This window comes from Pirellulaceae bacterium, assembly GCA_029243025.1.
In the GTDB taxonomy this organism is placed as follows: domain Bacteria; phylum Planctomycetota; class Planctomycetia; order Pirellulales; family Pirellulaceae.
This window is the reverse complement of the sequence record JAQWSU010000016.1, coordinates 116,704-132,859: the sequence shown is the minus strand read 5'-3', so window position 1 is coordinate 132,859 and position 16,156 is coordinate 116,704. Positions and strand designations below refer to the sequence as shown.

General features: G+C 52.9%; 7 protein-coding genes. 1 reads left to right on the top strand and 6 read right to left on the bottom strand.

Translation table 11 applies throughout. From position 1 onward, the window contains the following. Positions 1-40 precede the first annotated feature (40 nt). Complete coding sequence (locus P8N76_06945; GenBank protein MDG2381394.1) at positions 41-7,378, bottom strand: lamin tail domain-containing protein; 7,338 nt, start codon at positions 7,376-7,378, stop codon at positions 41-43. A gap of 444 nt (positions 7,379-7,822) precedes the next feature. Between P8N76_06945 and P8N76_06940 the strand changes: the two genes are divergently transcribed. After that, positions 7,823-9,193, top strand: coding sequence for a DUF1501 domain-containing protein (locus P8N76_06940; GenBank protein ID MDG2381393.1), 1,371 nt, complete (start codon positions 7,823-7,825; stop codon positions 9,191-9,193). 68 nt (positions 9,194-9,261) lie between these two features. On the opposite strand, the gene P8N76_06935 is transcribed toward P8N76_06940, so the two are convergent. The 5 genes from P8N76_06935 to P8N76_06915 form a co-directional block, all read right to left on the bottom strand. Further along, positions 9,262-10,920 (bottom strand): AarF/ABC1/UbiB kinase family protein, encoded by a 1,659-nt coding sequence (locus tag P8N76_06935; GenBank protein MDG2381392.1) that lies wholly within the window; start codon positions 10,918-10,920, stop codon positions 9,262-9,264. A 27-nt stretch (positions 10,921-10,947) separates the two neighbouring features. Further along, positions 10,948-11,211, bottom strand: coding sequence for a hypothetical protein (locus P8N76_06930; GenBank protein MDG2381391.1), 264 nt, complete (start codon positions 11,209-11,211; stop codon positions 10,948-10,950). Between the two features lie 479 nt (positions 11,212-11,690). Then, complete coding sequence (locus P8N76_06925) at positions 11,691-12,452, bottom strand: SapC family protein (GenBank protein ID MDG2381390.1); 762 nt, start codon at positions 12,450-12,452, stop codon at positions 11,691-11,693. Between the two features lie 101 nt (positions 12,453-12,553). Continuing rightward, on the bottom strand, positions 12,554-14,242 hold the full coding sequence (locus P8N76_06920) for an aldehyde dehydrogenase family protein (GenBank protein MDG2381389.1): 1,689 nt from the start codon (positions 14,240-14,242) through the stop codon (positions 12,554-12,556). Between the two features lie 64 nt (positions 14,243-14,306). Next, complete coding sequence (locus P8N76_06915; protein MDG2381388.1) at positions 14,307-16,046, bottom strand: redoxin family protein; 1,740 nt, start codon at positions 16,044-16,046, stop codon at positions 14,307-14,309. Positions 16,047-16,156 lie beyond the last annotated feature (110 nt).

Here is a 16,156-nt window from a genome sequence, read left to right as displayed (position 1 = left end):
GGTCCTGCAGTTTACAGCAACTTCGTCTGGTTGGGGTGACTCAAAAGTCGAATCCCGCGGCAGAAGGGCCCAGTCCGTCAAACCAGTCGGCATCGTTGGTAGGATCAGAATCTGCCTGATCCGAATCCTTGAATCGATCGAAGAGTTGATGATTCAGGCTGGCGAGTTCAAGGTCAATCGCTAATGGATCAGCGATTGGCTGCTGCCGTCGAACGATTCGTGAACGCTTTTCAGTCGAGCGTTGTTGCGGCTGAAAGCTCTGGTCGATGGCTGCGATGGTCAAGGATCCATTCCTGCCGGGAACTGCAGCTGCTGAATAGGTACCGTCACGGAAGGCGGCGACCAGATCGCCTGATTCAAATTCCCCGTCGCAATTCCAGTCGCCCTCAGCCCAAGTTGAATTTCCGATTCGATCATCTTCGTACTCTCCACTCTGGAAGGTCATTACTAGATCCTGGGAGTCGAAGCGACCGTCTAGGTTCGCGTCACCCGGTCCGGTTTGAAGCACGTCGGTGATCAGAAAGTAGAGATCTTCTCGATTGGTGAGTTGATCACGATTGAGGTCGAACTGCGGCTCGCCAGCCAGGATCGCGGAGCAGAGGAGATCGACGTCAACAATGTCAATATTTCCATCCTGGTTGAGATCGGCGTTTCCGGCGACCGTGCCAGGTGTCGGGCGAGCGGCCCTCCAGTGATCAGCGATATTTCCGGAGCCTGTTAGTTGGTTTCGGGTCAACGAATCACCTCCGCCGTTTGGCGAGGTTGGCCAAGGCGCCCAGTTGCCGTAGACCACTTCATCCTCAAGCGTGAGTTCCGTTGAATCGGCGACACTGTCAAGCCGACGAAGCTGTAGCATATCGAAATCGTCATTTAGCTGTCCGGCAAAACCACCGACGATCATGACGTCGTTTGAAATGTCGTAATGCGTGCGGAAACCGTCTAGTCTTGTTTGATTTGCAGGTGACTCGGGATTGAAGGAAGCGATGACCATCGTATCGCCTGCCCCCAGCAGTGTTTCACCGAAATCGAAATCAACACCGCCGCGAATCCGCCAATCTGTGAGCGAGAGAGGATCTGATGACTGGTTGGTAATCTCAACGAATTCCAAGTCATCGCTGACCAGCGAGGGAGCTACCTCGATTGCTGCCGAACTGGGGCTGACGGGATGGTAGTTGACCTCACTGATGACAACTGGGCCCACTCGAGGTTCACTGTTCTCTTCTCCGAAGCTTGCGCTGCGCATTGGGTGCAATCGGCCTCCACCGTCGGGATAGCGACCAAATGATTCGCCGGGCCGTGCTGCGATGAAATGGACATCATCGACGAATGCTGCGAGTTCTCCGTCACTATTCGGGATTACAAGCCAAACATCATCCCCCCCGGCGCTCAAAGCAAAGTTCGTATTGCCAGCGGCGGCTGGGGTCGGGTTGAAGTTCGTTTCGTCAAAGACGATACGCGCAGCTGGTTCCAGGATTGTGCCTGCGGGAATAACAAACTTTTGTAAGTTGCCGGCAGCGTCGCTCAACCACCAACCAGACAAGTCGACCGCTTCGTTGCTGGTGTTCAGGAGTTCAATCGCATCGCTGGAAGGAGCAACTGGATTTGTCAGGATTTCATTGATCACCACACCAAATCCATTCGGTCCCTTTTCACCGGGTGTGCCATGTAAAAGATGGCTGGCTCGCCAGTTGTCGTATTTCCCGATCTGATCGGTCGGCACCGACGGATCGATCATTTCAAGCGTGGCGCCGACACCATCGGCACGTGCGGGCCAGACGTCATTGTCATCGTAAGTGAAGTCGATGATTGGATTTCCGGCGGCGTCCAACAGTCGGATTTGCTCACCACCATTTGCCAGTTTTCCGGATGCGAATTCGCCCAAGAGTCGCGGGCCGTCACCGTAACGAATGTTAAAGGCATTCGCATCGCTCACGAGGACTGCACGCTCTCCTGCGGCAAGAGAATCATTTCCAAACGTGAACGTGATTCCCGCATCGAAGTGGACTCCTAGCAAATTAATGGGCACCTGACCCACGTTGATAAGTTCAATGAATTCGAAATCGTCATTGTCTAAGTCGACTTGTTCGACTGATTCGTCCGCCGTTGGGTCGCCAGGGTTGTAATTGATTTCGCTGATACGCAGTGAATCCAACAATGGATTTTCTGCGCTACTGGTGATGCGAACTGTGTCAGTACCGATCATCGCGCCCTGGAAGCCGTAGGCTTCGACCGTGATTTGATTGACACCGCTGGCGATCGCCACATCGCTGGTCCAGTCGGTTACGCCGGTCCATTCTGTTGGGAGCGGAACATCACTCCCCGCCAATCGTAACTCTCGGACGTTAATCCATCCGGTTCCGGCAATGGTGGCGACGTTGGTTTCCGTGGAAAAGTCCTCCGTAGAAATTGAATAATCGACTTTTTGGGCCCGTCTTTCAATCTGATCGCTCAAGTAGTCGGAACGACGGACCAGATCGGTTAGATGTCGGGTAAATCGTTGTCTTGGCAGCAGTTCTCCCCAATGGGTTATCCAAGCAAGCATGTATTCTTCATTGAAAGTCGTTTGAATCATGTCATGGATGTGTCCGTAGTACATGTGTTCCCATTCTGGTACACGTAGCAGTTTGCGGAGATCGCCGTTTGTGGCGATGGGTCGTCGTGTATCGAAAAAAGCATCCAAGTCGTGCGGGAATAATAGGACTCGGTTGTCTTCCGGACGGACATAGAGCTGCAGATTGTGTTGTGATCCATCGGAGAGATAGTTGTCTCCGTGTCCGGTGATGCTTGCAAAACCAAAGGCACGCAGCCATTGATCAACATCAATTACGGACTCCACTTGGCTCTCGAAACCCGCATTGGAAAGTGACATGACTTCGGTAAAGCGGATTAGTTGTGAATAATCGTCTTGCACACGATTGTTCTTATTGAGAAAAGCCCAACGATAGTCTTCGTTGCTTTCACTCAGGTAGCGGAACGGAATTCCGTTGACGCTATCGGGATTGGGGACCTTGCGAGCCTCCGGATTATTTCGTTCAACGGTTGTCAGAGGGTAGTAGGTCAGTTCATATTCGTAAAGCTGACCGTCACTTCCGTTAACGTATTGTTCATCAAGAAAGATATCGGAATATCTGGCTAATTGGGCCTCCGCGGATCCTGTGTGTGCCTGTTTCGGGGTGATGATATGGAACAGATCATTGTATTCCGATGGTAAGCCTCCGGCATGGTTCATGCCGTGATGATAGATGTGTTCTCGTTGACCAAAGCCAGTACTCTCAGAACGATCGAGTGTGATCGCCCCGTGGACTCCGCGAAACAGTTGGTCGGAAGCAAAGCCCACAGAGAAGCTGAGTCGAGGTTGAAATGGTCTTGCTCTTTGGCTACCGCTGAGGCGGACTCCTGCATCGTAGTAGACTTCGTTTTCAGCGTAGACGATCGTCGTTCCAATACGTCCATTACTCATTAATTCGATTGAGCTGTGTAGGAAGTCGCCATCGTCGGGGGTGACGATGATGCGAAAATTGGTAAGGCCATCTTCATTCGCCTTGCCATCTTGGACTTTGTAAAGCGCGCGAGAGGCCTTACCGTTTCGAGGAAAGACCGACGTCGCGTTATTTACATCCTGGCCCTCGACATAAAATTGCACGGTTGAGTCCGCCGGCAAGCCGGGTACCTGAGCCGCATAGCGCCCATTGACGCGATCCGACATGGGGATGCTGGTCCATGAGCCGCTGTCGATCGAGTACCAGAGAGTCACCTGTTGGATACCGTCCGCATCGGATAGGGCAGCGCTGATCGTCACGGGTTGTCCGGCGTCGGGGATTACAGGCGAATGATGCAGGTCGGTGATCGTGGGACCAAAATTTGATTGGAATGTCGAATTCTGCCGCCCGGGAGTTCCGTGGTGATCTGGTTGGGCAATTGTGGATGTGCGCGGAAGACGATTGAAATAAAGTCGGGATTGCAGCAAGTTGGCGCCGCTGATCCATTTTGCTCGAAAGCGAATCTCGTATTCCAAGCCGTTGCGAATCGATACGATCTCTTCACCATGCTTCAACGTCGTTTCAGCATGGTTGTGCATGTGCTCGGTTGCGCCCGAGGCGACGAGCCGCAGTACCTGGTTGTTCGCATCATCTGGGTCAACGATCACTTCGCTGTCGCGGTGATTGCCGATGATTCGCCAGGAATCGGCCGATTCGCCAACCGTGTCGCTTTCGAAGTTGCCGTTTTGGATCAGGCTCCGCGCCGCACCGCTTGGAGATTCGATCACTTGAATATCATCGAGTAAAATCTCACCATCGCTTAGCATACCCAATAGAAATTCGTTCCACTTTCCATCGGGTCCAATGGAACTGGCTTTGCTTACGCCCGTATAGGTGTAGGTTGTCCAGCTGGAGTCATCCGCTTCGTTGCTGGGCGCCCAGGCGAGTCCCACCGCGTTGTCTGCGTTCGGATTCTGCAGCTCGAGACTTGAGCCGCGGCCATCCGCCGCAGCTGGCCACTGGCCGTCTTCAAAATAGGTCACAACGTCGGCGGGATTTCCGCGGCTGTCCAGTAATCGGATCTGTTCGGTTTGGTTGTTGAGCCGCCCGTCGAATTCACCAACGACTTGTATTTCAGGATACTTGGCTTGCAACGCTTCCGCATCTCTAGCGATGATCCAGTAATCGCCCGGTTGCATCTGCGATTTTTGCGGGAATTCAAAGCGAATGCCTGTGTCGAATCGCCAGCCGGAGAGATCGATCGGCTCAGAGCCACGATGGTATAGTTCGATCCATTCCTCGTCGTTCGTCGAGTAGGGCGTGGCAGGTGTGCCCGGATCGATGATGGTCGCGGCTGAAATTTTTCCGCCAAAGACGAGATCACTACTTGTTGCCACTCGTTGATGCACTTGAGCCGAAATTCGATTACTTCCTGACTGGAGTAGCTCTTTGGGGATGGTCAGCGTGTCGCTCAGGATGGCGTTGTTAATCGAACTTGCCGAACGTGTGCTGGGTGTGATTTCTCCATCCGGCATATTGAACCGATGGAATTCGGTTCCATTCACGTAGAAGATGGCTCCGTCATCCACTGCATACTGGAACTGGAATTCGTCGGTCGCATTCAAATCTAACTCGCCGATTTCAAGATGAGTCTCGAAGTAGTAGGCGAAGAAATCGTTTTTATGCAACTCGGTGCCGATGCCAGGAGAGATCACCTGGCTCGTTTCAAATCCCAGTAATCCCGGACCTGCAGGCCATGCCTCATGGGAAGTCTTGTACCAATCGGATGGGAGTCCGGTTCCGCTGTCGTCGTACCGCCATTCGGACTCCAAATCGATGAGGGTCGATTGTGTGAAAGTTGCATCTGTGCCCGCGTCTGGCGCATTGGGGCGATAGTGATACATGATTTCGTTGATCACAATCTGATCTTCGAAATCGAATTGATTTGCCGCGCCTGGCGTTGTCTCACTCGCGAATCGAATTGGTCCGGTTCCGTCTGGAGAACGCCCTTGCGGCAAAGACTGAATCTCAACCGTGTCGAGAATCAGGCTGCTGTCGGACGAGTAAATCGCCAACCGCTCGCCGCTGGTGCCGGTCAGATTCGTGGCAGCCAAATCGATCACGGTACGCTCGCCTACTCCAAGTTGAGTGCCTGCAGGAATCGTGTGTCGTTTGTCACCAATCACCAGTTGAATGCCACTGAGGTCGAGGGTCGAACTACCGTAATTCTGAAGCTCGGTGAACATCTGAGCTGAACCGGCGGCAGCAATTTCGTTGATCGCGAGTGGCAAAGCATCGAAATCGATCGATGAAGGCGGAGCTGTGATCGACGCTAACTCAAGACCAAAGGCCATGTCCTTGTCATCAGGCTCGGCCTGATGGACTTCGACGGCGAGTAGATTGGTTCCAATTCGCAACTGTTCACTCGAAATAACGATCGGTGCGGAACGGTTGGCATCCACTGACGATCGAGCCAAGGTATCCGAGGAAATAGGTCCGTCGGGCAGGTTCTGGCGATACAATTCAACGCCGTTCAGGTAGATGGCCGCTCCATCATCCAAGAATGGGGTAAGGACAAGTTGCGTTCGCCCGGGAGCAAGTCCAAACTCAAAATCAGTGCGGAAGTAATGGGTGGTTGGACCCAGGTTCAACTCGGTGGTTCCAGCGGGCTCTTGCACGAGAAACTGAACTTCACTGAGTCCCACGAATTGCAGCGGGTCGCCGTGGTTGGCCACGCCGTTGGTCGTGTCAACGTCGATCTTAATATGCCGCGCTCGAATTCCATCGAAATCGATGTCTTGAAAGAAATCGTTTTCTAGTCCTGAGGCTTTGGTGAAATGTTGGTTGTCAGTCAATAACTCAAAATTCTCATCATCACCTGCCACCCAAATATCGGCTGTGGCGAGGCCTCGCGTTAAACAGCAGGAGTCCTCGTCAACATGATTGAAGTTCCAAACACGCATCGTGTCGATCGCCCGCTCGGTGCCTAAATCGAAGCGGATCTCAGGATCGATGTCGGGTTCCACCGCGAAAAAATTACCGTTTGACAACCACATGTTTTCGACCGGCGGAGTGACGACGTGCGAGTTACCGATCAGTCCGGAACCGTTCACGATGTTTTGAGCTTCCTGGCCTGGCAGCGCTGAGGAGGCGCTGGCAGTGACGTCCGGGGAAATGGTCGGTTCTGCACCCGCGAGGACAGCTGAACCAGCATAGTAGGGTCCCGGTAAGTCGTGCGTCCATTGCTGGTCATCCAACCCAAGCTCGCGCCAAGCCTCGCCTAAATCATTCCCCTGATCCTCTACTCGCCAGGCGTGCTCAAGTGTGACGAGCGTCTGACGAACCTCATCTTGCAGACCGGTCGCCTCGCCAAAATTCGACACCCCCGGGGTGCCACCCACCAGGATGCTGCTCGCCCAATGTGCCGCCGGGCCACTGGTCGAATTTGGATTGATTTTTGCAAGTGATGCGCCCAGCCCGTCAGGGGCAAGTGGCCAATCGCCCCCATTCGAATAACGGAGGGAATCGAGCTGTCGGTCGTTGCGGTCGAGTAGTCTGAGCGTCTCACCCTCATCGGCCAACTTTCCCGCAAAGGGTCCGAGGGAACCGACCCCGGTTGCCTCTCTCAGGGCGTCTGGCTGGCGAGAAACAACCAGATACTCGCCACGGGGAATGACGGTGCGTGGTGGGAAGGTGTATTCAATCGCTTCGGTTAGGTGCCAACCGGAGATGTCCATGTCGACGCCCATCTGATTGAACAGCTCGACGTACTCAAGGCTTGGGTTGTCTGCCGGATGGTACATGACCTCATTCAGGACCACTGTGCTGTCGAGCACAATTCGTTGTTCAAGAGACTCCGGCAAGAGCTTTAGCTTTCGTGTTTTATTTCGTCGCCGCATTATATTTTATCGCCGTGTAGTTGTAGTTCCGGAGGTTGATTGTTCCATCCACAGGGTCCGTTTCCACTTTGAAACCGGTCTGCAAGCATGATATCTGCGTTATTTGTGTGTGACTACCAAAAAACGGGTGGAGGATGAAGGATGGCACAATTCGAGTCGATTGTTATCACCTAACGAGCGTTTGACTACGAATTCAGGAATGGAATAAGGAGCCTTTTTAAGGTGATGTCGTGAAAGCCTGGTCGCGTCCACGCTGGCTCCGCTCTCCGTCGGTCCGCTTCCCAGTGCTCGTTGCGATGACCAGGCATGATCGGCTTATTGGGAAAGCTCAACCTCTTTTTACAACGATTTTCGCAGCAGAGCGACCGAATTGCCGACTCTGCACTTTGCGGCGGCCGAACAGAAGGGTTAAAATTCGGGAACGCCCGATTCAGGAGAAATGCAATGTTAAACATACTTGGTCATCGCGACCGCCGCGCAACTCATTGTGACGGTATCTCCCGTCGAGGATTTTTGAAGGTTGGTGGGATGGCTGCAGGGGGGCTCTCGTTGGCCAACTTGTTACAGCTGGAGGCGCAGGCAGGTACAGGCCGTTCTCACAAAGCCGTGATCAATGTTTATTTGCCGGGTGGTCCTTCGCATCTTGATTTGTTTGATTTGAAGCCAAATGCACCCGCAGAAATCCGTGGTGAATTTTCTCCAATCCGCACGAATGTGCCGGGCATGGAAATCTCCGAAGTTTTTCCGAAATTGGCCAAGCGCGCGGATCAGTTTTCGATCATTCGATCGGTGGTCGGCAGTGAAGGTCGACATGATGGTTTTCAATGTATGACGGGTCGCACGCATCGAGAGAGTCCACCGGCCGGTGGTTGGCCCATGTTGGGTTCGTGGGTGTCGAAAGTGCAAGGTGCCGTGAACGAATCGGTGCCGCCCAACTTGTCATTGATGTATCCGACCTCCACACGAACCTGGGGTGATCCGGGGACCGCTGGATTTATTGGGTCGGCCTTTGATCCGATGGCACTTGTGGCCAAGGACCCACAGGCGAAACCAACTGGAATGACACTCCAGGGTATCTCGCTCGAGCGTTTGGGGGATCGCCAAAGGTTATTCCAATCGGTTGATCGCCTTCGGCGACAGCTTGACCATTCGGATGCGATGTTAGGAGTCGATTCGTTTACTGAGCAGGCGTTGTCGATTTTGACTTCATCAAAGCTTGTCGAGGCGCTTGATGTTTCTCAGGAGGATCCTCGAATTGTCGAGCGATACGGAAAGAATGATCCAACCTATCAACGTGATGGCGCGCCCAAGATGGTTCAAAATTTTCTGATCGCTCGCCGACTTGTCGAGGCCGGTGCTCGTGTCGTCTCAATGAATTACAGTCGCTGGGACTGGCATGGGGGAGACGGATTGAATTTCCCAAGAACTCGACAGGAAGCTCCCCTGTTGGATCAAGGACTATCGGCTCTGCTTCAGGATCTCGATGAACGCGGTTTAAGCGACGATGTTTCGGTTGTGGTCTGGGGCGAGTTTGGACGCACCCCGAAAATTAATAAGATGAATAGTCGTGATCACTGGCCGCAAGTCTCTTTTGCCCTCATGGCAGGGGGTGGCATGCAAGCTGGGCAAGTGATTGGAGCGACAAATCGCCTGGGCGAATACGCTCAGCAACGTCCCGTGACGTTTGCGGAAATCTTCGCGACGCTCTATCACAATCTGGGGATCGATATCCAGTCGGCAACGGTTGATGACTTGAGCGGACGTCCTCAGTATCTTTTGGATGCGGGCGTGATGCCTGTCGCTGAACTGGTTTAATTAGCCGGGTGATTTTCCAGCCGCTTCTCGAGATCGATGTCGGCTGGCCTGCTGAGGGTTCTCTGTTATTAATCCAAATCGCCAGATCGTCGAATGGCGTGTAGGAGACGAAAACCCAGTAAGACGGCGACCAGACAGCCCGTCGCGCCGGGTATCGAATAACCCCAAAGTTTCGGAGGGACTTGACTGCTCCAGAGCGTTGCTGATCCGACGAACAGTGCTGCAGTGACGATACCCAATACGAGTCGATTGACCGTCGAATCCAGTCGGCGGTGATCCAAATGAATATCGAAGCGACCTTGTTTCATGCGGCCAAGAATATCAGCCAAATCAACGGGTAAGATCTCTACAAGATGGTTCCAGTCGCGATAGGCCGTGTTGAGTTTGCGCCACATTCGAGTCGGGGACAACCGACGCCGGATGGCCTGTTCGCGATAGGGTTCGAGGAGTTCGGCCAAGCTGAATTGGGGGCTCAACTGTCGAGCAGTACCTTCTAGCATGATCAACACTTTGAGGAGTAAGGCAATGCGTGCCGGGAGGATGATGCTGTGTTTCCTCACGATCGTGACCACTGCGTTCAAGGCTCCACTCAAATCAAATTGGTCCAGTGATTGGCTGCGATAGTCGGTGACAAAGTCAGATAGATCGTTGTTGAGCGCACTGCGATCGAGATCCTGTGGAACCTGTCCCAGTCGTACGACGATCTCAGCAAGACGATCCGAGTCTTCATCGACCGCTGCCAGTAGCATGTCCTCGACTTGCTCACGAAGCTCCTCATCAATGTTTCCGACCATGCCGCAGTCGAGAACGCCAATGACTTCGTTGGGAAGGACCAGCAGATTTCCGGGATGAGGATCGGCGTGATAGAAGCCATCGCGGAAGATCATGTCTACGAACATGGTTGCACCCCGTTTAGCGATTGCGCTTAAATCGTAGCCCGCCGCGTTTAAAGCCGAGGTGTCAGAGAGACCGATGCCATCAAGAAAATCCATGGTCAGCACACGACGCGATGATGATTCTGGATAGGCCGCGGGAAAACGGATTCTGTCAGCTTTGGAAAAATTATGCGTGAAATGCTTTAGGTTGCGAGCTTCTCGCTCGAAATCAAGCTCTCGTTTTAGCGTGCGACTGAATTCGGTGACCGTATTCACAGGCTGGAATTTTTGAATCCCTGGTGCGAAAGATTCGGCGAGCTTAGCCAATTCCAACATGATCTCAAGATCGTTTTCAATGCGAGATTGAATCCCCCGATGTTGCACTTTGACGACGACCTGTTGGCCACCCGATAACGTCGCTCGATGAATCTGAGCGATCGAAGCAGACGCGAATGCGGCCTCTTCAAAGCTTGAGAATATCTCTTCGGGAGTGCAGCCAAACTCCTCGTCGAAGAGGGCGCGCACGGTGTCAATGTTGTCAGCGGGTGTTCCGGATTGCAATTTGCTCAATTCGGTTGCCAGCTTGGGGCCGATAAGATCGGGACGTGTGCTCAAGATTTGCCCGAGCTTAATGAATGTTGTGCCCAGTTCGGCCAATGCCGAGCGAATCCGTACTTCGATCGGCAGATCGCCCAAACGAGAGCCGTCCTGGGCGCGGAACAATTGCTGAACCCAGTCGGCCCGCACATTCCCCAGCCAGCCGGCCAAACCGTATTTGGCCATCACCGACGTCACCTCGCGAAAGCGACCTGAATTGCGAACAAACTGTGGGATTGATGTTAGTTCAACCATCCCGTATCACCTGTCTTCGAGAGGGAATTAAAGCGTTTTTCGAATGCGGTGAAAACCGTTTTGAATCTCTTTACCCACGACCTTGAACGCACTCAAAATGCCTTCGGTAGATTCACCGACTGCATCTTTGATGGGTTCGTAATCTTGGGATAGCTGATCGAGTTGTGCCGTGATCTTGGCCCACTCTTCTTTGACTTCGGCTTTACCCGAATCGATTTGAATCGCTAATTCGTCCCGTTGTTTCTTGAGTTCCGTCACTAAATTGTTCAGCTGATTTCTTTCTTCAGACATCGATCTGAATTCCCAACGAAAAGGAAGGTTGAAGGGGAACTGTGAACAGCCTCCTTTTTAGCCGCTCTGATTCGCTGCGGCTAGCGATGGGGCGGATTGTAGATTGCTTCTAGCAGGTTCAATGATTCATCGGATCGCTGCTGAAAGCGGTCGATGGGGCTTGTGACGGTCTCAGCGAAGCTGAGTTGAAAGCCTCAGTTCAGAAGCTATTTTGATCGGACGGCCTGCTGGTCCGCACGTCCTTGGTCGGGTCACGCTTGCCAAAACAAGCTGAATTCCACTCAGGGCCATTTGCCCCGACCTGTCACGCTTCCCGGCGCGAAGTTAGCCCGCTCTTCGGTTCGTCACCATCGGTGATAACGAACCGAAGCTTCCCGGCTTTTCTGCCGTGACGGCTCAAGCGTCCTAACGCGATGCAGCCCAAGCGATTCTTGCGGTCCGACAGAACGAGGCGGATGCCACTACCGTTCGACAATCGACTATTCGGCGGTTTCTTCGGCTGGGCTCGCTTCGGCCGCAGTTCCGTTGGTTTGCAGCGATTTTGCCAGCATATTCGAAAAGTTATCCATTGAGGTCAGATGAGCATAGGTGAGTTCCAGTTCATCGGTTTTCACGAGCTCAGCCAACTTTTCGGCGGGCAGTTCCTTCAATTTCGTACGGCTGACGGCCATGAATCCACCCAGGGAGCGTTTTTCACCACCGCCCAGCGTAAAGTCGACGCGCATCGGCTCCAAAATTTCGAGTTCTTTTAATCGCTGACAGTAGGCTCGCGTTCGCTGATGTTGAAGCTGATATTCTTCCAGGAATCCTAGCATTTTGGTCAGGTAGGGGGAGCGTTCTTCGTCATCCTGAAACAATCGATCGCCACGTCCTTCTGTGTTGCAGCCTTCCCATTTTTCATCGACGCAAAGCGTGTACTTTGTCTTATCTTCGCCTTGCCAAAAAACAAACGGGTAGCGGCGGACAAAGGCGGGAACATAATTGGCAGACCATTTCCCGTCATCGGTCAAATAGATGTTTTGTTTATCTTCGATACCCAACACGACGACCGGAACAATCTCGTCGCTTCCGGCGAAGACGATGGTGAATTCGCGCGAAGCTCGGGGGATTTCGACAGCGGTCAGAGGGACCGAATTGACTTCGCGCGTAAACTCATAGTTTACACGTTCGATCGAAAGATCTTTGTGTTTCTTTACCGTGAGTGGAATCACGCTGTCGTAGAAAAGTTGCTGTCTCGCCATCGCCAAGGAACTCCTTTATTCGATTAGTTATCCGCCTTTGCGGTGTTTTAGCCATCCATACTTCATAACCTAACGCAGTTTCTGATTGTCGTCGACCAGACTTATCCGCGCAACGATTGAAGCAGTAATCCAGGTAGCCGAGATAATCTCGGTTGGCAATAGAGGTCGAAAAGCTTCCAAGCAACTGCCTCCGGACGACGGTGCGTTGAAAACCACATGGGTTTTGGTGACATCGTGAGGGGGCAGACGAGGACCGTCTTTTGTGGTCGGTCTAACAGGTAGGTATTGTGGACCCAGCCGATTCCGCTCTCGACATCCGTGAGCGTGGAGCCAGGATATCCACCCCAGGGAGGCGACATCAGCGCGTACGACACGGCTGGCCATTGATTCACCCCCACCGTTCCATAATGAAGCTTGCGAATTGCCTCGTGAATTGTCGCTGAATTCTTCAAGTTGGGCGCAACCGTGATGGCCGCAGCCAGTGTGCCCCAGATTCGGTCATTGGCAAATTCAGCGGCTCGTTGGACGAACTGTTCCGGGGATTCGGCATCAATTCTTACTTCGCCGCAGACGCAGACAAATGATTCTTCGTTGAACAGGTGGGGCGCGTACTCGATCGAAATATTCTTCCGGAGTGTCCACGGCAAATGGTGGTCGGTGGGCGTCTGTTCTGCAAACCGGGTGAACCGTTCCATCGCACCGGGATAATAGGCGACCCGTGGTGGAATGGTTTGCAGCGTATTTTCGATCAATTCCAGTAATTTGGCTCGATGTGGGCAGCGTTCCCAGGTGATGAGTAGCTTGGTCGCGATACAATTGAACGAGGCATTGTTTGTGATGGATGCTGTAATGTTTTCAGCCTGGAAACGAAGCTGGGCGTCGGAGTAATTGCCCGGCGTGATAATCCAAGGGCTGACATTTCCCAATTCGCTCGTGACGCGTTTTTCCAAAACACGTTGGTTGGCCGCTTTGCGCTGGGCTTGGCTCTCGCGCGGTCCCCAGACAATCGCGTCATGCGTATCAATCGATCCGGTAATGTGAACCTCATCGACCCGGTCGTGGCCAACGGCGTAGCGACCCGTTTCAGCAGCACCGTAAATAATGCGGAGAAAGCCAGCCTTGATCAACGCGGCAAGCGATCGCTCAAAAATTGTGCCTAGATAGGCGTTGACCGGGTTCATCTTGAGCAACACGACGCAGTTGTCCTGCAGTATTTTGGTCAATGCGTCCGTGGCCGGAATCGCGGATACATTTCCTGCGCCGAGTACCACGCAGACTTGTCCTTTCGTACTACTTTCGCCGGAAACGATTGAGATGTTGTCGCCAAAGATCTGATCCGGTGAGACGGAAGGTTCAAGCCATGTTTCCGCTTTCATTGGATTGAAGAGCAGCCGATCATACAGGCTTTGGGTCGGAAAGATGGGCACAATCGTCTGCCCCTGTTCTTCCCGCGTGGGACCGGGTAACTGAGGTTGTCCGACGCGTTGAATCGCTTGGAGCGAATCGATGAAAAGTCGTAAATAGCGGAGCACGGAGACGGGACCGGTCGTGATTTCTTCGGACCGAGCGGGACTGTCGTGGGGAATACCTTTTGCAAGGCAGGCCGATTCGACCCATTCCGTTGCGACTGACTCGACGCCTCGGATGCATTCATGCGCAAGTTGAATGCGATTTTCGAGTGAGCAGCGGGTGAGACGTGGGGATGACTCACAAAGTTCCGCGACCGCAGTATCTACCGTGGTTTGATCAGAAGTCTTTTGTTGAGCAACTGCAATGGTCGTATCGGACATCGGTTTCGACTTTTCTGGGGAGGCATTGCGGTCTCTAGGGGCAATGAAGGTTACGTGGCGAGACCTAGCGGATCACACGGCCGTTCTTGGGGTTTATTTGCAGGTTGAGCTGCTCGTTGTCTCGCGTGTAAAAGTAGAAGCCATACATCATTTCATGATAGGTCTGCTGACCTTCAATGACCGTTGCCTCAGCATCTGGATTAAAGGGGTTAAACTCCGAGTTGTCGAAGTGCGCAATGCATTCAAAGCGTGTGTTGGCAGGAAATTGTCGACTGTTCGGTGTCCAGCGATATCCCATTTGCCAATCAAAGTTGTAATTAGGAATGGTGAGCAGTCGTTCTGAGCTGCCGTCAGGATAATGGGCCAAGAAGATCATATCCTTACCCCGTAAATGCATGTGAGTAAAGAGTCCGAGGCCCGTGGTTTGGGTGTCAAGAGTTTCGGACTTCGAGACACGATGATTTCCATCGCCGGGGGGAATGGAAAAGGTCGTGTTCTTTACCAGCAGGTGGCGGAACTGTTTGTTGATCAGCCCACCCGCGTAATTTAACCCCAGGGAGATTCGACATTTTTCCGGTTGGCCAGTTGTGGTGTAGTGGATTTGCAAGGCGAGGGCCGTGCCGCGAGGAATGAGAATTCCAACTTCCGAGTCAATCGTTAATGGTTGACTCCCCGGAACCTTGCCTGTGATGAAGTAAGCGTCGCTCAGTTTCTTGCCGAGCGGAATGGCTAACAGATTGCAGTGATGTAGCACGCGCGGGTTGTCGGATACAATCTGGATCGCATCAAGCCAGGTGTCATGGAGAAAGACATAGGGCAGCAGGCTGTATTTGTAGGGAACATAACCATCGGTCGGTATGTTGTGCGATTCGGCCGCACGAATAATCTTGTCTGGCTTGCCGAGCGACCACGTCTGAATTGGGGCCGGTTCGTCAAATTCTTTCGCCTCACCACGCTGCATCCCTTCCTTGACCCATTGAAGAATCGTTTCTCGTTCGTCGCGAGACAGGCCACGATGATTGATGAAATGCTTGTCTTCTGAGCTGGCGTACCAGGGAGGCATCCGGCGGTCACGAACAACTTCTGCGATCATTTCGCCATGCGCCGCTACATCTTCGTAGTTCGTTAAAGCAAATGGGGCTTCGCTGCCTGTGCGATGGCACTCAACGCAGTGTTGATGCATCAGAGTTGCCACATCGTCAGTGAAATTAAGCTGATCCTTTAACTCGGCAACGGGGGAGACGGTGATCAAACAACCATCGACGGGCGTTTCGGAAACCGCGACCGGATCACCTGCCACAACAGCAGAAATTGCCGACTCCAGATCGTTGGATGATGGTTTGGGTAAAGCACCGCCAATGCGGTACTGGTTGTCGATGCGACCACGGTACGACAAACGGAAATTCGCATCCAAAACGACTGCTTCGGGCGTGCGTTTAACGCCGAGTGCTCGAACGCAATTGTGGTCGATATCTTTCACAAAGGGGAAGTCGCAAGTCGTGGCAATTGCGTGATTGGCAATGTCCGAAATTGAATCCTCACTCACATTCAAACCGATGAATTGGACACCCGCACCGCTGAACTTCTTGCTCATCCGGTTTAGCTTGGGGAGGTAGCGTTGCACCAAGGGGCAGGTTCGATTGATGCAGATAATGACATAAGCTTTTTGTTTGCCAAACTCGGAAAGCTCCCGCTCAAGAAAACGAATGTCTTTGAATCGTAACGTGTCGACCGAATCACCGATGGGTACGGCGGGGGATTGAAGATCGGCCGCCTGGCCACGGGACAGCCCGATCAGACTCATCGCTACCAAAAACCCGCAGGAAAACCCGTGAAAAAATCTCGTCTTTGCTTGAATTAACATTGAATTTCAGTTCAACCTGGGGGAACGTGCTTTGAGTTTGTTCATCGGCT